The sequence below is a fragment of the Azorhizobium oxalatiphilum genome, from assembly GCF_014635325.1.
GTDB lineage: Bacteria > Pseudomonadota > Alphaproteobacteria > Rhizobiales > Xanthobacteraceae > Azorhizobium > Azorhizobium oxalatiphilum.
On record NZ_BMCT01000009.1, the window covers coordinates 163598 to 181543 of the forward strand.

17 protein-coding genes are annotated in these 17946 nt (G+C 66.9%); 14 read left to right on the forward strand and 3 right to left on the reverse strand.

All coding sequences use genetic code 11. The features are described 5' to 3' along the window. Position 1: 1 nt before the first annotated feature. The gene (locus IEW24_RS24330; RefSeq protein ID WP_188583512.1) at positions 2 to 724 is read right to left on the reverse strand and encodes a sulfite exporter TauE/SafE family protein; all 723 of its coding nucleotides are present in this window, start codon (positions 722 to 724) and stop codon (positions 2 to 4) included. Between the two features lie 159 nt (positions 725 to 883). On the opposite strand from IEW24_RS24330, the gene IEW24_RS24335 reads away from it, so the two are divergent. The 10 genes from IEW24_RS24335 to IEW24_RS24380 all read left to right on the forward strand — a co-directional run bounded on the left by IEW24_RS24335 (position 884) and on the right by IEW24_RS24380 (position 9690). Continuing rightward, positions 884 to 1198: an FtsB family cell division protein gene (locus IEW24_RS24335; RefSeq protein WP_188583513.1), complete on the forward strand. Its 315-nt coding sequence runs from the start codon at positions 884 to 886 to the stop codon at positions 1196 to 1198. Positions 1199 to 1364: 166 nt separating this feature from the next. After that, entirely contained in the window at positions 1365 to 2375 is a 1011-nt protein-coding gene (gene pdhA, locus IEW24_RS24340) for a pyruvate dehydrogenase (acetyl-transferring) E1 component subunit alpha (RefSeq protein ID WP_188583514.1), read from the forward strand. Positions 2376 to 2387: 12 nt separating this feature from the next. Beyond that, positions 2388 to 2735, forward strand: coding sequence for a hypothetical protein (locus tag IEW24_RS24345; protein WP_188583515.1), 348 nt, complete (start codon positions 2388 to 2390; stop codon positions 2733 to 2735). Positions 2736 to 2740: 5 nt separating this feature from the next. Further along, positions 2741 to 4138 carry a pyruvate dehydrogenase complex E1 component subunit beta gene (locus IEW24_RS24350; RefSeq protein WP_188583516.1) on the forward strand — a complete coding sequence of 466 codons (1398 nt, stop codon included), beginning with the start codon at positions 2741 to 2743 and terminating at the stop codon, positions 4136 to 4138. A 12-nt stretch (positions 4139 to 4150) separates the two neighbouring features. Next, entirely contained in the window at positions 4151 to 5527 is a 1377-nt protein-coding gene (locus IEW24_RS24355) for a pyruvate dehydrogenase complex dihydrolipoamide acetyltransferase (protein ID WP_188583517.1), read from the forward strand. A 70-nt stretch (positions 5528 to 5597) separates the two neighbouring features. After that, positions 5598 to 5834, forward strand: coding sequence for an HP1242/YdcH family protein (locus IEW24_RS24360; protein ID WP_188583518.1), 237 nt, complete (start codon positions 5598 to 5600; stop codon positions 5832 to 5834). A 77-nt stretch (positions 5835 to 5911) separates the two neighbouring features. Beyond that, positions 5912 to 7330, forward strand: a complete 1419-nt coding sequence (gene lpdA, locus IEW24_RS24365; protein ID WP_188583519.1) for a dihydrolipoyl dehydrogenase — start codon at positions 5912 to 5914, stop codon at positions 7328 to 7330. Between the two features lie 206 nt (positions 7331 to 7536). Continuing rightward, positions 7537 to 8490, forward strand: a complete 954-nt coding sequence (lipA, locus tag IEW24_RS24370; protein WP_188583520.1) for a lipoyl synthase — start codon at positions 7537 to 7539, stop codon at positions 8488 to 8490. A 4-nt stretch (positions 8491 to 8494) separates the two neighbouring features. Next, positions 8495 to 8956, forward strand: a complete 462-nt coding sequence (locus IEW24_RS24375) for a type II toxin-antitoxin system RatA family toxin (protein ID WP_188583521.1) — start codon at positions 8495 to 8497, stop codon at positions 8954 to 8956. A 143-nt stretch (positions 8957 to 9099) separates the two neighbouring features. Further along, the gene (locus IEW24_RS24380; protein WP_188583522.1) at positions 9100 to 9690 is read left to right on the forward strand and encodes a hypothetical protein; all 591 of its coding nucleotides are present in this window, start codon (positions 9100 to 9102) and stop codon (positions 9688 to 9690) included. 184 nt (positions 9691 to 9874) lie between these two features. On the opposite strand, the gene IEW24_RS24385 is transcribed toward IEW24_RS24380, so the two are convergent. Further along, on the reverse strand, positions 9875 to 10366 hold the full coding sequence (locus IEW24_RS24385) for a CinA family protein (protein ID WP_188583523.1): 492 nt from the start codon (positions 10364 to 10366) through the stop codon (positions 9875 to 9877). Further along, positions 10363 to 11538: a bifunctional 2-C-methyl-D-erythritol 4-phosphate cytidylyltransferase/2-C-methyl-D-erythritol 2,4-cyclodiphosphate synthase gene (locus IEW24_RS24390; protein ID WP_188583524.1), complete on the reverse strand. Its 1176-nt coding sequence runs from the start codon at positions 11536 to 11538 to the stop codon at positions 10363 to 10365. The genes IEW24_RS24385 and IEW24_RS24390 overlap by 4 nt, the downstream gene beginning before the upstream one ends. Before the next feature lie 191 nt (positions 11539 to 11729). Here IEW24_RS24390 and dusB point away from each other — a divergent pair, with 191 nt between their 5' ends. From dusB to IEW24_RS24410, 4 genes are all read left to right on the forward strand, one after another. Then, positions 11730 to 12782, forward strand: coding sequence for a tRNA dihydrouridine synthase DusB (gene dusB, locus IEW24_RS24395; RefSeq protein WP_188583525.1), 1053 nt, complete (start codon positions 11730 to 11732; stop codon positions 12780 to 12782). Continuing rightward, positions 12779 to 13900, forward strand: a complete 1122-nt coding sequence (locus tag IEW24_RS24400) for a two-component system sensor histidine kinase NtrB (RefSeq protein WP_188583526.1) — start codon at positions 12779 to 12781, stop codon at positions 13898 to 13900. The genes dusB and IEW24_RS24400 overlap by 4 nt, the downstream gene beginning before the upstream one ends. Positions 13901 to 13907: 7 nt before the next feature. Continuing rightward, positions 13908 to 15350, forward strand: coding sequence for a nitrogen regulation protein NR(I) (gene ntrC / locus IEW24_RS24405; protein ID WP_188583527.1), 1443 nt, complete (start codon positions 13908 to 13910; stop codon positions 15348 to 15350). A 263-nt stretch (positions 15351 to 15613) separates the two neighbouring features. Continuing rightward, complete coding sequence (locus IEW24_RS24410) at positions 15614 to 17812, forward strand: bifunctional diguanylate cyclase/phosphodiesterase (protein ID WP_188583528.1); 2199 nt, start codon at positions 15614 to 15616, stop codon at positions 17810 to 17812. Positions 17813 to 17946: the final 134 nt, after the last annotated feature.

The window sequence follows — 17946 nt, forward strand, 5'->3', positions numbered from 1 at the left end:
CTCAGCTGAACAGCAGGACCAGCGCGCTGATGGCGGAAACGCCCAGCAGCGCTGCCCGCATGATCTGCCGGTTCAGCACGCGGGCGATGGGCACGCCGATGAGGCTACCCAGAAGGGCGCCCGGCGTGACGAGCAGGCCCTGCAACAGGCTCTCCCAGCCGAACAGGCCCACGGCGGCCTGCGCAGTGATGGAGAGGCTGGCGCCCACGAGGAAGAAGGCGCCCAGCAGCGCGCGGATGCGGCTCGCCTCCTCATTCTGCAGCACCACCGCCATCGGTGGCCCGTGCATGCCCGACATGGTGCCGATGAAGCCGCCCAGCGCGGCGCCCGTCACCAATGCGCGCGGCGTCATGCGCACTCCGGCGCCGATGACGCTCACCAGCACCGCCAGCAGGATGGCCACGCCGAAGATGGTGCGGAAGGCCTCGCGTGGGATGAATGCCAGCGCGATGCCGCCGCAGACCGTACCCACCAGCAGGCCGGCGATGCACAGGCCCACAGAGGCCCGGTCGAGGGCATGCCGCTCCCGCCAGGCCATGGCGAAGGACAGGCTGAGGGCCGACACCAGCATGGGGCCGGGCACGAAGCTGGGCGCGACGAGGCTCAGCAGCGGGACCGCCAGCAGTCCCAGCCCGGTGCCGAAGCCGGCCTGAAAGGCGGAGGCCATGGTGATGATGGCGATGGCGAGCGCCAGCACGGGGAGGGAGGTGGCGGCGATGGTCACGCGAGACACTGCGGATGGAGTAGGGGACACCAGCCTATCGGTGCGGGGCGGCCGACGCCATAAACCGCGTCCGCTTTCCACACGGGGAGCGTGCAGATTGGCATGCGGGCGGGCGCAGACTTAACGGCGCTTCAACCTTGTTGGGGCAGGATCGGCCCCATGCAGACCCGCTCGCGCCTCCGCACCTTCTTCATCGCCGTGCTGCTCTACCTCGTGGCCGGCGGGGTGATCAGCTATTTCGCCTACCACGCCTACAATGGCGACCATGGCCTGATGGCGAAGCGCAACTACGAGCAGGAGGTGGTTCGGCTCGAAACCGAACTCGCCGCCCTCAAGACACAACGGCAGGCGATGGAGAACAAAGTGTCCCTCATGGCTGCCCGCAATCTCGATCCCGACATGCTGGACGAACAGGGGCGCCGCGAGCTCGATTTCATCCATTCGAAGGACCTTGTGATGATCAAGGGGCACTAATTGAACTTGTTGTTGGTTCATGTACCCAGTGAACCGAATCTAAGTTCAAGTGAGTGAAATCAAGCATTTGCAACGTGTTGCGGTGCAACATGAAGCATTTTGTGCTTTTTGTGCTTCCAGAGGTGCGCTAGAGGAATTGCGGCTCTAGCGTTTCCTGAGGAAGTCGATGGCAGCGAGAAAATCCACCGCCCGGACCGAGGCGGCGCCGGCCGGCGTACCGACCTTCACCAAAGAGCAGGAACTGCTCGCCTACCGCGAAATGCTGCTCATCCGGCGCTTCGAGGAAAAGGCCGGCCAGATGTATGGCATGGGCCTCATCGGCGGCTTCTGCCATCTGTACATCGGCCAGGAAGCTGTCGTCATCGGCATGCAGATGGCGATGAAGCAAGGTGACCAGGTGATCACCGGTTACCGGGATCACGGCCACATGCTGGCCACCGGAATGGAGTCGCGCGGCGTCATGGCCGAGCTGACCGGCCGCCGCGGCGGCTATTCCAAGGGCAAGGGCGGCTCGATGCACATGTTCAGCATCGAGAAGCAGTTCTTCGGCGGCCACGGCATCGTGGGCGGCCAGGTCTCCCTCGGCACCGGCCTCGGCTTCGCGAACCACTATCGCGACAACGGCGCGGTCTCCGTCACCTATTTCGGCGACGGCGCGGCCAACCAGGGCCAGGTCTACGAGAGCTTCAACATGGCCGAGCTCTGGAAGCTCCCGGTCGTGTACGTGATCGAGAACAACAAGTACGCCATGGGCACGTCGGTGAACCGCGCTTCCGCGCAGACCGACTTCTCCAAGCGCGGCTCCTCCTTCAACATCCCCGGCGAGCAGGTGGATGGCATGGACGTCCGCGCGGTGAAGGCCGCCGGCGAGCGCGCCCTGGCCTTCGCCCGTGAAGGCAAGGGCCCCTACATCCTCGAGATGCTCACCTACCGCTATCGCGGCCACTCCATGTCCGATCCTGCGAAGTATCGGTCCAAGGAGGAAGTGCAGAAGATGCGGACCGAGCACGATCCCATCGAGCAGGTGCGTGCGCGTCTGCTGGAAGGCGGCGTGACCGAGGACGACCTGAAGAAGATCGACGCGGAGATCCGCGAGATCGTGAATGACGCGGCGGACTTCGCGACCCACGATCCCGAGCCCGATCCGTCCGAGCTGTACACCGACATCGTTCGCTGAACGAGGCTGCCCGTGGCGGTCGTGGCCCTCATCGTCCTCTTTCTTGCGCTGGCGAGTGCCGTCGCCAGCTGGGGCGTAGCCGTGACCGAGGGATTGAAGGCGAAGGGGGCCGCTGATGCGGCCGGCGGACCCCACGGCTCCGCATCCGCAGTGCAACTCGTGCTGTGGCCCTTCGCCGCCCGCCTTCTCGCCGGCCCCGCCGCAGATCATGCGCGCCGGGTGGGCAAGGCCCAGGTGGCCTTTATCGCCGCACTGATGATCGCGGCCGCCGCGATCTCCGTCTACTCCAACCTCACGGCCGTGCGCCCGCCCCTTGCCCATCCGGCAGGACAGGGCTCCGCCGCGCCCAGCAAGAGCTGACAGCCATGCCCATCGACATTCTCATGCCGGCCCTGTCTCCGACCATGGAGAAGGGCAATCTCACCAAGTGGGTGAAGAAGGAAGGCGACACGGTCAAATCCGGCGACATCCTCGCCGAGATCGAGACCGACAAGGCCACCATGGAAGTGGAAGCGGTGGACGAAGGCGTCCTCGGCAAGATCCTGGTTGCCGAAGGCACGCAGGACGTGGCCGTGAACACCCCCATCGCCGTCATCCTCGGGGAGGGTGAGGACGCCTCCGCCGTGAGCGCGCCGGCCGCCAAGCCCGCCGAGAGCGCCGCTCCCGCGCCGTCGCCCACCGCCGATGCGGCGCCCGCCCCGCAGGCGGCCGTGCCGTCCGCCGTGGCGAACCCGCCCACCGTCTCCATCCAACCTGATCCGGAAGTGCCCGCCGGCACCGAGATGGTCACTATGACTGTCCGCGAGGCCCTGCGCGACGCCATGGCCGAGGAAATGCGCCGCGATGGCGACGTGTTCGTCATGGGTGAGGAGGTCGCCGAATATCAGGGCGCCTACAAGATCACCCAGGGCCTCCTGCAGGAGTTCGGCGCCAAGCGCGTGGTGGACACCCCCATCACCGAGCACGGCTTTGCCGGCATGGGCGTGGGCGCGGCGATGGCGGGCCTGAAGCCCATCGTCGAGTTCATGACCTTCAACTTCGCCATGCAGGCGATCGATCACCTGATCAACTCCGCTGCCAAGACGCTCTACATGTCCGGCGGCCAGATCCAGTGCTCCATCGTGTTCCGTGGCCCGAACGGCGCCGCCGCCCGCGTGGGCGCGCAGCACAGCCAGGACTATGCGGCCTGGTACAGCCACATCCCCGGCCTCAAGGTGGTGGCGCCCTATACGGCGGCCGATGCCAAGGGCCTGCTGAAGGCCGCCATCCGCGACCCGAACCCGGTCATCTTCCTTGAGAACGAGATCCTCTACGGCCACACCTTCGAGGTGCCGAAGCTGGATGATTACGTGCTGCCCATCGGCAAGGCGCGCATCGCCCGCTCCGGTAAGGACGTGACGCTCGTCTCCTGGTCCATCGGCATGACCTACGCGCTGAAGGCGGCGGAAGAGCTGGCCAAGCAGGGCATCGAGGCGGAGGTCATCGACCTGCGCACCATCCGCCCCATGGACGTGCCCACCATCATCGAGTCGGTGAAGAAGACCGGCCGTTGCGTCACGGTCGAGGAAGGCTGGCCGCAGTCCGGCGTCGGCTCCGAGATCGTCGCCCAGCTCATGGAAAAGGCGTTCGACTATCTCGACGCCCCGGTGCTGCGCGTGACCGGCAAGGACGTGCCCATGCCGTATGCCGCCAACCTTGAGAAGCTCGCTCTGCCGTCCGTCGCCGAGGTTATCGAGGCGGTGCGCGCGGTCACCTATCGCTGAGCGGAGGCACACATGCCCATCGAGATCCTGATGCCGGCCCTGTCTCCCACCATGGAGAAGGGCAACCTCGCCAAGTGGCTCAAGAAGGAAGGCGACACCGTCAAGTCCGGTGACGTCATCGCCGAGATCGAGACCGACAAGGCCACCATGGAAGTGGAGGCCGTGGACGAAGGCGTGATCGCCAAGATCCTGGTGCCGGAAGGCGCGCAGGACGTGCCCGTCAATCAGCTCATCGCCGTTCTGGCCGGTGAAGGTGAGGACGTGGCGGCTGCTGCCGCTTCCGCAGGTTCCGGCGGTTCCAAGCCCGCTCCGGCCGCAGCGCCCGCGCCCGCCGCCGAAGCCCCGAAGGCGGCTCCGGCTCCTGCGGCTGCACCCGCTCCGGCTCCGGCTGCCGCTCCGGCACCTGCCGCTGCCCCGGTCAAGGCCGAAGGTGGCCGGGTGTTCGCCTCGCCGCTCGCCCGCCGTCTCGCCAAGGAGAAGGGCGTCGATCTCGCCGCCATCTCCGGTTCCGGCCCGCGCGGCCGTGTCATCGCCAGCGATGTCGCCAATGCCCAGCCCGGCGCGAAGCCGGCTGCCGCTCCCGCTGCGGCTGCGTCGGCTCCTGCCGCCGCGCCCAAGGCTGCGGCCCCGGCGGCTGCCGCGTCCGGCCCGAGCGCCGATCAGGTCAAGGCGCTGTTCGCCGAGGGCTCCTATGAGGAAGTCCAGCTCGACGGCATGCGCAAGACCATCGCCAAGCGTCTGGTCGAGAGCGAGCAGCTCACCCCCACCTTCTATCTGACGGTGGATTGCGACATCGACGAACTGATGAAGCTGCGCGAGACGGTCAACGCCTCCGCGCCGAAGGACAAGGACGGCAAGCCGACCTTCCGCGTCTCGGTGAACGACTTCGTCATCAAGGCCGTGGCGCTGGCCCTGCACAAGGTGCCGGCCGCCAATGCCGTGTGGGCGGACGACCGCATCCTGCGCCTCAAGCATGCGGATGTGGGCGTGGCGGTTGCCATCGACGGCGGCCTGTTCGCGCCGATCGTGAAGAAGGCGGAGCAGAAGACGCTCTCGACCATCTCCGCCGAGATGCGCGACCTCGCCAGCCGCGCCCGCACCAAGAAGCTGAAGCCCGATGAGTATCAGGGCGGCTCCACCTCGGTGTCGAACCTCGGCATGATGGGTGTGCGTGACTTCGTGGCGATCATCAACGCCCCGCAGTCCTCCATCTTCGCCATCGGCACCAGCGAGCAGCGGGCGGTCGTGCGCGGCGGCGAGATCAAGATCGCCACCCAGTTCACCGCCACCATCACCTGCGACCACCGGGTGATGGACGGCGCGCTGGGTGCCGAGCTGCTGGCGGCCTTCAAGGGCTTCATCGAGAACCCCATGTCCATGCTCGTGTGAGCATGCGTGACTGCGGGAGCGTCACGCTCCCGCAGGCCCTGTGGGCGAGGGCAGACAGGAGGGCAGAGCAATGAGCGACACGCCGCACGAAATCCTGGCCGAGTTTCCCGAACACGCACAGCAGATCCATGAGCTGCGCACGGTGGACGCCCATTTCGCCCGCCTCTACGACGCCTATCACGAGGTCAACCGCGCAGTGCATCGCGCCGAGACCAACATCGAGCCGCGCTCCGACGAGGGCACCGAAGCCCTTCGCAAGGAGCGCATCCGGCTCAAGGACGAGATCTACGCTCTGCTGACGCGCTGACCGAAACGGTCCCCCGGCAGGCAGACCCCATTCGACCCACCGGCCGCCCTGCGGCGGACGTGGGGAAGGAGAGACCCATGGCTGATACTTCCTACGACGTGATCGTCATCGGCGGCGGGCCGGGCGGCTATGTGGCCGCGATCCGCGCCGCGCAGCTCGGCTTCAAGACCGCCGTGGTGGAGAAGAAGCATCTCGGAGGCATCTGCCTGAACTGGGGCTGCATCCCCACCAAGGCCCTGCTGCGCTCGGCCGAGATCTATCACTACATGGAGCACGCCAAGGACTACGGCCTGTCCGCCGAGAAGATCGGCTTCGACATCGGCGCCGTGGTGAAGCGTTCGCGCGGGGTGTCCTCGCAGTTGAACAGCGGCGTCGGCTTCCTGATGAAGAAGAACAAGATCGACGTGATCTGGGGCAAGGCGACGCTGACGGCGCCGGGCAAGATCAAGGTCGAGGCGGCCCCCGATGCGCCCAAGGGCGCGCTCGGCGGCGGCGATTATCAGGGCAAGCACATCATCGTCGCCACCGGCGCCCGCCCGCGCGTGCTGCCCGGCATCGAGCCCGACAAGAAGCTGATCTGGACCTATTTCGAGGCCATGGTGCCCGAGAAGATGCCCAAGTCCCTGCTGGTCATGGGGTCCGGCGCCATCGGCATCGAGTTCGCCTCCTTCTACAAGACCATGGGCGCCGACGTGACCGTGGTCGAGGTGCTGCCCCAGATCCTCCCCGTGGAGGATGAGGAGATCGCCGCCCACGCCCGCAAGCGCTTCGAGAAGCAGGGCATGAAGATCATGTCCGGCGCCAAGGTGAACGGCGTCACCAAGAAGGCCGACAGCGTCGTCGTCCACGTGGAGGACGCCAAGGGCGCCAAGCAGGACATCGAGGTGGAGCGCATGATCTCCGCCGTCGGCGTGGTGGGCAATGTGGACGGGCTCGGCCTCGAGAACATCGGGGTAAAGATCGAGCGCGGCATCATCGTCGCCGACGGCTACGGTCGCACCAGCGTGCCCGGCATCTATGCCATCGGCGACGTGGCGGGTGCGCCCATGCTGGCCCACAAGGCCGAGCATGAAGGCGTGATCTGCGTGGAGGCCATCAAGGGCCTGCACACTCATCCCATGGACAAGGCCAAGATCCCCGGCTGCACCTATTGCGTGCCGCAGATCGCCTCCGTGGGCCTCACCGAGAAGAAGGCTAAGGAGCAGGGCCGGGAGATCCGCGTCGGCCGCTTCCCCTTCGTGGGCAACGGCAAGGCCATCGCGCTCGGCGAGCCCGAGGGCCTGGTGAAGACGATCTTCGACAAGAAGACCGGCGAACTGCTGGGCGCCCATCTGGTGGGCGCGGAAGTCACCGAGCTGATCCAGGGCTTCGTCATCGCCATGAATCTGGAGACCACGGAGGAGGAGCTGATCCATGCGGTCTTCCCCCATCCGACCCTCTCCGAGACCATGCACGAGAGCGTGCTCGACGCCTACGGCCGGGTGGTCCACACCTGAGGCCAGACGGGAACCGGCCGCGCGGGCGACAAGACGCGCGTGGCCGTGGGGGAGGGGCATAGCGTGCACGGCACGTGGTGTGGTCTTGCGTGCATTGCACGCAGGGCGGTCTTGCGGCACGGCGCCTCGACGCTGGCGGTCGTGCCCGCTAAGACATATGTCAACTTCCGCCGCGCACTGTGCCGGCCCAAACTGATGCGGAACTCATGGTCACGGTCCTCAACACGTTGAACCGTCCCCGCCACCCGGAAAAGCAGAACCGTCCGGAGACGGAAGTCCTGCGCAAGCCGGAGTGGATCCGCGTCAAGGCGCCCGGTGGCGCCGGCTGGTCCGAGACCGCCGGCATCGTGCGCGCCAACGGCCTGCACACGGTGTGCGAGGAAGCGGGTTGCCCGAACATCGGTGAGTGCTGGGAGAAGAAGCACGCCACCTTCATGATCATGGGCGACACCTGCACCCGCGCCTGCGCCTTCTGCAATGTGCGCACCGGCATGCCCAAGGCGCTGGATCAGGACGAGCCGCAGAAGGTGGGCGAGGCGGTGGCCAAGCTCGGTCTCTCCCACGTTGTCATCACCTCCGTGGACCGCGACGACCTGTCCGATGGCGGCGCCGAGCATTTCGCCCGCGTCATCGCGTCCATCCGGTCGCTGTCGCCCGGCACCACCATCGAGATCCTGACCCCGGACTTCCTGCGCAAGCCCGGCGCCATAGAGGTGGTGGTCAAGGCCCGTCCCGACGTGTTCAACCACAACATGGAAACGGTGCCCGGCCGCTATCTGAAGGTGCGCCCCGGCGCGCGCTATTTCCACTCGCTGCGCCTGCTGCAGCAGGTCAAGGAACTGGACCCGTCCATCTTCACCAAGTCCGGCATCATGGTCGGCCTCGGCGAGGAACGGAACGAGGTGCTCCAGCTCATGGACGACCTGCGCTCGGCGGAGGTGGATTTCATGACCATCGGCCAGTATCTCCAGCCCACCCGCAAGCATCATCGGGTCGAGAAGTTCGTCACGCCTGACGAGTTCAAGGCCTATGAGACGGTTGCCTATGCCAAGGGCTTCCTGATGGTCTCGTCCAGCCCGCTGACCCGTTCCTCGCACCACGCGGGCGATGACTTCGCCAAGCTGCGCAGCGCCCGCGAGGCGAAGCTCGGCCGGAACTGATCCCTTGCCGTCCTTCTCCAACAAGCGGGTCGTGAACCACTCGCCCGCCGACATGTTCGCACTCGTGGCCGACGTGGAGAAATATCCCGAGTTCCTGCCCTTGTGCGAGGCGCTGCGGGTCCGCCGCCGCTCGCAGAGCGGGGAGGGCGTGGAGATCCTCGTGGCCGACATGACGGTGGCCTACAAGCTGATCCGCGAGACCTTCACCTCCCGCGTCTCGCTGGACGGCCCACGCCGGGTGATCCATGTGGAATATCTGGACGGCCCCTTCAGCCGCCTCGACAACCGCTGGGAGTTCATCTCGGCGGATGAGGGCCGGAAGTGCGAAGTGCGCTTCCACATCTCCTACGAGTTCCGCTCGCGCACGCTGGGCCTGCTGATGGGCGCCATGTTCGATGCCGCCTTCCGCCGCTTCGCCGATGCATTCGAGAAGCGGGCCGACGAGGTCTACGGGAAGACGGCCTGACGCCCTTTTGCCCCCGCAGGGCTGCCGAACCGGGCGGCTTTGCCACAAGCCTCCCTGATCAGCTATGATGCCGCATCCTGATGTGGGGCGTGACCGGGGGGATCATGAAGCCTGCTGCGCGTAATCCAGCTCGCGGGGCCCAGATGCGGAACGCGGCTTCGCGGGGCCAGAAGCCCACGCAGCCGCAGAAGCTTGTGGTGCGCTATCCGACGACCAGCCGCCGGGCACATTTCGAGGATCCGGAGATAAACCGGCGCGTGCTGGTTGCCTTGGGCCTGATGCTTCCGGTGGGCCTGTTCTTCGGTCTGTCCCAGATGCGCAGCGTCGGGGCTGGGCCGCCGCTCGATGAGGCGCAGACGCCCCACGACATCGCACGCGCCGTGCTCGGCAAGTCCTCCACCATCGCCACCACCGAGGATCTCCAGACCGTCTCGGTCCATTACGATGTCAGCCCGTGGTCGCTCACGCGCTGGTCCATCCGCTCTTCCTTCCAGAGCAGCATCATCAAGATGGTGCCGGTGATGTTCGAACGTGTGCCGGAGACGGAGCGGGTCGAGCTGGTGGCGGATAATCTGTTCGATACCATTCAGGGACGCGTGGTGCGCCAGCCGGCCATGACGGTCGTGTTCACGCGCGCCACGGCGGCCAAGGTGCCGTGGAAGACGGTGACGAATAGTCAGATCATCCCCTTGGCCGACAAGGCATGGGTGACGCCGACCATCGGCTGGCAATAGATTTTAGGGTCATCGTCAGAGGGTGTGTTGAGCCTCCTTATGTGGAAATAGCCAATTCCGGCTATCACTTTGGAGGCTTGAATGCTTACAAAACTTATCCCGCTTCTGCGGTGTCTCTACTACTTTGTCATGATTATCGAACGTGTCTATGTTTTGCTGCGATCCGTCGATTGAGATGGTTCGCTTAGAACCGCGCCAGCGTCTCCAGCATCTCCAGCGCCACGATGACGGCCTTGCGCCGCACCTCGCTGCGGCCGATGTCGCCGAAGCGTTCCTCCCGGTGCAGTATCATGCCGCCCGCCTTCGCCGCAGCGAAGTGGACGAGGCCGACCGGCTTGGTCTCGGTCGCCCCGCCGGGGCCGGCGATGCCGGTGATGGAGACGGAGAGCTGCGCCTGCGAGGCGGCGAGAGCCCCGCGCGCCATGGCCCGCGCCGTCTCCTCGCTCACCGCGCCATGGGCGGCGAGGATGGTCTCCGGCACGCCCAGCATCTGCTGCTTGGCGGCGTTGGAATAGGTAACGAAGCCCCGATCCACCACATCGGACGAACCGGCGATCTCGGTGAGCGCGCCGGCTACCAGTCCGCCGGTGCAGCTCTCTGCGGTGGCGACCATGAGCTTTGCGGCCCGGCAGGCGTCCAGCACCCGGCGGGCGCGCTCGGTGATCTCGTCGGTCATAGCGCGTCCTCAAGTGGCAGGCGGATGGTTGCCGAGGCCATAGCGGCGATGCCCTCGCGCCGGCCGGCGAAGCCGAGCTTCTCGGTGGTCGTGGCCTTCACGCTGATGCGCCCGACCGGCAGGCCGGTGATGCCGGCGATGGCGGCGCGGATCGCGTCGCGATGAGGGCCGACCTTGGGCGCCTCGCAGATCAGGGTAAGGTCGAGATGGGTGACGATGCCTCCCCGTGCCTTCACCCGCTCCAGCGCGAAAGCGAGGAAGCGGTCTGAGGTGGCCCCCTTCCACTGCGGGTCCGAGGGCGGGAAATGGGCCCCGATGTCGCCATCCGCCAGCGCGCCGAGCACGGCGTCGGTCAGCGCATGCAGGCCGACGTCCGCATCCGAATGGCCGTCGAGACCCTTCTCGAAGGGGATGGCGAGGCCGCCCAGCATCACGTGATCGCCGGGGCCGAAGGCGTGCACGTCGAAGCCGGTGCCGGTGCGCACGTCGGGCAGATCGGCCAGCGCGCGGGCGGCGCGGGCGAGGTCTTCGGCGGAGGTCAGCTTCACGTTTCCTGCGTCCCCTTCAAAGGTTGAGACCCGATGACCCGCCCATTCCATCACGGCGGCATCATCGGTGAAATCGGTGCGTCCGGCTGCCGCCGCTGCCCGGTGGGCGGCGATGAGGTCGGCGAATCGGAACGCCTGCGGCGTCTGTACGACGCGCAGGGTGGCGCGGTCCGGCGTGCCCGTCACGCCGCCCGCCGCGTCCACCTGCTTGATGGTGTCGGTGACGGCGAGCACGGGAATGGCGGCGGCATGGGTCTCCAGCGCCGCAACCGCGCGGGCGATGACGGCGGCGGATGTGAAGGGGCGGGCGCCATCATGCACCAGCACCCCGTGGGGGTTGAAAGCGGCAAGGGCTTCGAGGCCCGCCAGCACCGATTGCTGCCGCGTGGCGCCGCCCGGAACGGGCGGGCGCATCTGCGCGAGGCCGTCGGTCGATGCCGCGTAATGGTCGGCGTCGTCGGGATGAATCACCACCTGGATGGCATCGATGGCCGGGTGCGGCGAGAAGGCGCGCAATGTGCGTCGCAGCACAGTTTCCCCGGCGAGAGTGTGGTATTGCTTCGGCAGCGCACCACCGGCACGGGTGCCGCGTCCGGCGGCAACGATGAGAACAGCGCAGGCCATGGAGTTCTGGGTTCCGGGATCCGATCCTGGCTGCTGTTCAACAGCGCCCGTCCCGATGGCGCAAGGGGTAGAGAGAAGGCAGGCCGACGCCACTCTGGCGTGCACTGGGGACAAGTCGCAGGCAGCCAGCATGAAATCATTCTGCGATGGCCTTGCGCAAAGCTTCTCAATGTCTAGAATGTAGGCAACGGATGGATGGCCTAATTTCTGTGCAAGACCCTCTCTTTCCAACGCTTTCCCCAGTGGTCATCGGGCCGCACTGCATTGCAGCGCCCGTCATTCTCGCGCCCATGGCTGGCATCACCGATGCGCCGGTGCGACGCATGGCCATGCGCTATGGGGCGGGGCTCACGGTTTCGGAGATGATCGCCAGCGAAGCCCTGATGACGGGCCATGCGGAAATGACCCTAAGGGCCAATGGCGCAGGCGTCACCATTCATGCGGTGCAGTTGGCCGGCAACGAGCCCCATTGGATGGCGGAAGCGGCGCGTCTGGCGGAAGCTTCCGGTGCCCATATCATCGACATCAACATGGGCTGCCCGGCCAAGCGCGTGACCACGGGCGCGGCGGGCTCGGCCCTGCTGCGCGACCTCCCGCTGGCGACCCGCATCCTCGAGGCGGTGCGCGCCGCCGTCTCCGTGCCGGTGACGCTGAAGACCCGCCTCGGCTGGGACGACACCGCCACGCTGGCGCCGGAGCTGGCGGCGCGGGCTGAGGCGGCCGGCTATGCCATGGTCACGATCCATGGCCGCACCCGCTGCCAGTTCTACACCGGCACCGCCGACTGGCACGCCATCCGCGCGGTGAAGGAGAAGGTCGGCATTCCGGTGATCGCCAATGGCGACCTCACCCGCACCGGCGATGCCGCCGCCATGCTGGCCGCCTCGGGCGCCGATGGCGTGATGATCGGGCGCGGGGCACAGGGGCGCCCCTGGTTCCCCGGCGCCGTCGCCCATCACTGGAAAACCGGGCGGGCGCCCGCAACGCCCGATCTCGCCGAGCAGCGCGATGTGCTGCTGGAACTCTACGACGGCTGGCTGGCGCTTTATGGCGTCACGCTCGGCCTCAGGCAGGCCCGCAAGCATGTGGGCTGGGCGCTGGAAGCGGCGGCGGAAACCGCTGGTGCCGACGCCGCCTGGGCCAAGGACTGGCGCGGCCGCATTCTCACGTCGGAGGATCCCGCTGCGGTGACGCAGGGCATCCGTTCCGCATTCGATCAACTCGCCTGGAGGGCTGCCGCATGAAGGCGGATGTGAAGTCCCGCCCGCCGGAGGACAATCTGACCCGCGCCATCGTGGATGCAGTGCCCCATCCGGTGATCACCATTTCCGATGATGGCGGCATCCTCGACGCCAACGTCGCCGCCGAGACCTTCTTCCAGGTCAGTGTGCCGTTGCTGCGTCGCCGGCCGCTGGCGGAATTCGTGCCGTTCGGCTCGCCCCTGCTCAGCCTCATCGAGCAGGTGCGCGAGCGCGGTGCGCCGGTGAACGAATATCGCGTCGATCTCGGCACGCCGCGCAATGGCGGCGAGCGGGTGGTGGATATTCACGTGGCTCCCATGGCGGAGCGGGCGGGCCATGTGGTGGTGATGTTCCAGGAACGCACCATCGCCGAGAAGATGGACCGCCAGCTCACCCATCGCGGCGCTGCCCGCTCGGTGAGCGCGCTGGCCTCCATGCTGGCGCACGAGATCAAGAACCCGCTGTCCGGCATCCGCGGCGCGGCGCAGCTTCTGGAGCAGTCCGCCGGCGACGAGGACAGGGCGCTCACCCGCCTGATCTGCGATGAAGCCGACCGCATCGTGAAGCTGGTGGACCGTATGGAGGTCTTCTCCGACGAACGCCCCGTGGAGCGCGAGCCGGTGAACATCCATGCGGTGCTGGAGCATGTGCGCACGCTGGCCTCCTCGGGCTTCGCGCGCCACATCCGCTTCATCGAGGATTACGACCCCTCGCTGCCGCCGGTCTATGCCAATCGCGACCAGCTGATCCAGGTGTTCCTCAATCTGGTGAAGAATGCGGCGGAAGCCATCGACAGCGAGCAGGATGGCGAGATCCAGCTCACCACCGCCTTCCGTCCCGGCGTGCGCCTGACCGTGCCGGGCGCCTCCTCCAAGGTCAGCCTGCCGCTGGAGTTCTGCGTGCGGGACAACGGCAAGGGCGTGCCGGAGGATCTCGTCCAGCACCTGTTCGACCCCTTCGTCACCACCAAGCCCACGGGCAGTGGCCTCGGCCTTGCATTGGTGGCGAAGATCATCGGCGATCATGGCGGCATCGTCGAATGCGACAGCCAGCCCCGCCGCACCACTTTCCGCGTGCTGCTGCCGATGTATCGCAGCGGCCGTACTTCTGAGGACAGCTGAGGTGTCCATGCCCACGGGAAGCATCCTGGTCGCCGATGACGATGCCGCGATCCGCACGGTCCTCAATCAGGCGCTGTCGCGCGCCGGATACGAGGTGCGCTCCTGCGGCAATGCGGCGACCCTTTGGCGCTGGGTGAGCCAGGGCGACGGCGATCTCGTCATCACCGATGTGGTGATGCCGGACGAGAACGCCTTCGACCTGCTGCCGCGCATCAAGAAGGCGCGGCCCGACCTGCCGGTCATCGTCATGAGCGCGCAGAACACCTTCATGACCGCCATCCGCGCCTCCGAGCGCGGCGCCTATGAGTATCTGCCCAAGCCCTTCGATCTGAAGGAGCTGATCTCCATCGTCGGCCGTGCTCTGTCCGAGCCGAAGAAGTCGGAGAAGATGGCGCTCGGGCCCGAGGATCAGGAGAATATCCCGCTGGTGGGCCGCTCGGCCGCCATGCAGGAGATCTACCGCCTACTCGCGCGCCTGATGCAGACCGATCTCACCGTGATGATCGCGGGCGAGAGCGGCACCGGCAAGGAACTGGTGGCCCGCGCCCTGCACGATTACGGCAAGCGCCGCTCGGGTCCGTTCGTGGCCATCAACATGGCCGCCATTCCCCGCGACCTGATCGAGAGCGAGCTTTTCGGCCACGAGAAGGGCTCGTTCACCGGCGCCACCACCCGCAATCCCGGACGCTTCGAGCAGGCGGAAGGCGGAACCCTGTTCCTCGACGAGATCGGCGACATGCCCATGGAGGCGCAGACCCGCCTCCTGCGCGTGCTCCAGCAGGGCGAATACACGACGGTGGGCGGGCGCACGCCCATCAAGACCGACGTGCGCATCATCGCCGCCACCAACAAGGACCTGCGCACCCTGATCCAGCAGGGCCTGTTCCGCGAAGATCTGTTCTTCCGCCTCAACGTGGTGCCGCTGCGCCTGCCGCCGCTGCGCGAGCGTTCCGAGGACGTGCCGGATCTGGTGCGCCACTTCTTCCAGCAGGCCGAGCGCGAGGGTCTGCCGGCCAAGCAGGTGGACATCGCCGCGCTCGACCGGCTGAAGCGCTACCGCTGGCCGGGCAACGTGCGCGAACTGGAGAATCTCGTTCGCCGGCTCGCCGCGCTCTATCCGCAGGAAATCATCACCCCCGCCATCATCGAGGCGGAACTCTCCGAGCCGGCGCCCAGCGCGCTGTCGGAGGAGGGGCCGGTGGACGCCACGCTGGGGGCCTCCGTGGAGCGCCATCTCAACGGGTATTTCGGCGGTTTCGGCGAGGATCTGCCGCCGCCCGGTCTCTACCACCGCATCCTGCGGGACGTGGAATATCCGCTCCTGTCGGCGGCACTTGCGGCGACAAGGGGCAACCAGATCAAGGCGGCGGAGCTGCTTGGACTTAACCGCAACACGTTGCGCAAGAAGATCCGGGATCTGGATATCCAGGTGATCCGCACCAGCCGTTAACCCCATCGCGGCCAAACATGGCCGCGATCGGAACCGATCCCCATTCTCCGGATTTCATTTCTGCCGGGCGTCCGTAGTCGACTCCAAGGCCGCTTGCGGAGGCTTGCGAGACCTGCAACGCTGCGGTGGTGTAAAGGTATCCGGCACCCGCGCCAGTTGATCTGGAGGGTGTGCCAGGTAGACGGTACAAGAATACGTAGGAGCCGGGGCGCGCCAAGACAACGCTGCCGGTCCTCCTCTCTGCAGATGGTCAGAGGGCGTTCATGGGAACGGGAACGGCGGACGAGGTTCTGGGGCTTCTTGCCGAACTGACCGGTGCGGCCAACGGCGCGCAGGATTTGTCTTGTCTCACGCCCGGTTTGTTGGGCCGGCTGGCTGGCGTGTTCGACCTGCAGCGGGTTTCCCTGTTCAAGGTGCGTGATTCCGGCGGGCCGGGTGTCAGCACCGTCTGTTGCGTCGACTGGACCCTGCCGGGGCGTGCCAGCCTCCTGTCCGGCCAGCATCCCCCGGCCCATGGCGGGGGCGATCCGATACTGGCCGAATGGTCCGCCCGCCGGCGGCGTGGCGAGATCGTGAAGGGGCTCGCCTGCGATTTCGAAGGCTATATGGGTGGCTTCATGCGCACCTATGGGGTGGTGAATTTTCTCACCGTCGCGGTGATGGTCAATGGCCGGTGGTGGGGCCACCTGTGTGGCGACAGCGCCGATGAGGCGAGGGTCTGGACCCTGGCCGACCAACGCGCGTTCCAGTGCATCGCCGAGATTCTGTCCGGGGTGATCGCCCGATCCGGCGGCGAGCAGATGATCAGCGAGGCCAGCCGGCGCGGCATGCTCGACAGCGCCATCGACGCCGTGGTGATCGCCGACGAGGCGGGTGCGATCATCGAATTCAATCAGGCGGCGGAAATCGTCTTCGGCTTCGCCCGCGCTGATATTCTGGGGCGTCCCGTCACCGATACGATCCTCCCGCCGCAGCCCTTTGCCTCCCAGATGGAGGGCGGTGGATGGCCCCCCGTGCCGGCAGATCGTGGCCTTGCCAAGCGTACGATCGAGGCGGAAGCGCGCAGGGCGGACGCTTCCACCTTCCCGGTCGAGGTGACGGTCAGCGAGATCAGCAGCGAAGGGCGTCGCCTGTTCGCGGCGCACATCCGCGACATTTCCGACCGCCTCGCCGCGCGTCGTGAACTGGAGCGCATCGCCTATTTCGACGAGGCAACGGGCCTGCCCAACCGGGCGGGGCTGCTGCGGCTCTGCGCGCGCCGGTCGCGCCTGCCCACCGGTGCGGTGGTGATCCAGATGCGCGATCTCGGCGTGCTCGCCGCGAGCCTAGGCGACGAATGGGCCAAGCCCATGGTCTGGGAAACCGCCAACATCATGCGCGCGCTGCTGCCGCCGGAGGCAGATGTGGCGCGTACGGGTGAAAGCGAATTCGCCGTGGTGCTATGGCGGGAGGGGGATGCCACCGAACTCGCCGGCCGGCTACGCCAGCGTCTCAACACGGCGGTGGTGATGTCCGCGCGGCGGCGCTTCTATCTGCGGGCCGGCATCGGCGTGGTGGAACGCTCCGGCCCCATTGCCGACATCCTGCGCGACGCGGACATGGCCTCGCGCGGCAGCCCCGATGGCACCGCCAGCCTGTTCGAGGATGCAATCCGGGCCAGCCACCAGCGCCGGCTGGAACTGGAAACCGCGCTGCGCGATGCGGTGCAGCACCGTCGCTCCGAACTGATGCTGCATTATCAGCCGGTGGTGGCCATCGCCACGGGGCGCATTGCCGGTTTCGAGGCCTTGGCGCGCTGGCGACCGCGCGGGCTGGACGATGTGCCGCCCAGCGTGTTCGTGCCGCTCGCCGAGGCATCCGGCCTTGCCGACAGCCTGGGCGACTGGGTGATCGACGCGGCCATGACCGATTGCGCGGCATGGAACGCCAGCCGCCGGGAGGAGGGGCAGGAGACACAGAACGTCTCCATCAACCTGTCGGCCACACAGCTTGCCAATCCCGATCTGGCGCAGCGCATCGGCACGCGGCTGGAGCGCCATGGCCTCAAAGGGCAGCAGATCTGCTTCGAGCTGACGGAGAGCGCCATCCTCAGCCAGCCCGATCTGGCCATCCGCACGCTGCACAGCCTGCGCGGCCTTGGCTGTGCCACGGCCATCGATGATTTCGGCACCGGCTATTCCAGCTTCAGCTATCTCCAGCGCCTGCCCATGGACGTGCTGAAGATTGACCGCAGTTTCATCCAGGACCTCGTCCATAACGAGCGCACCCGCGAAATCGTCCGCGTGATGGTGGGGCTGGCGCACGGTCTCGGCATGACGGTGGTGGGGGAGGGGGTGGAGACGCGCGAAACCTTGCCTGTCCTCGCCCGGCTCGGCTGCGACTATGGCCAGGGCTTCCTGCTTGGCCGCCCGCAGGCGCGGGCCACAATGGACACGCAGCCCAGTCAGGTCGCCCAGTTCTGACCGCACCCGCCCAGACAACCGCGGGGGACAAAATCACGCGCCTCTAGCCGCTGTCACATTTTTGCACCAGTGTCGTTCCACTGCATCAGTGTCGATCGACTCGGCGCTGTGATGGTACCGCTGCGGCATCCGCC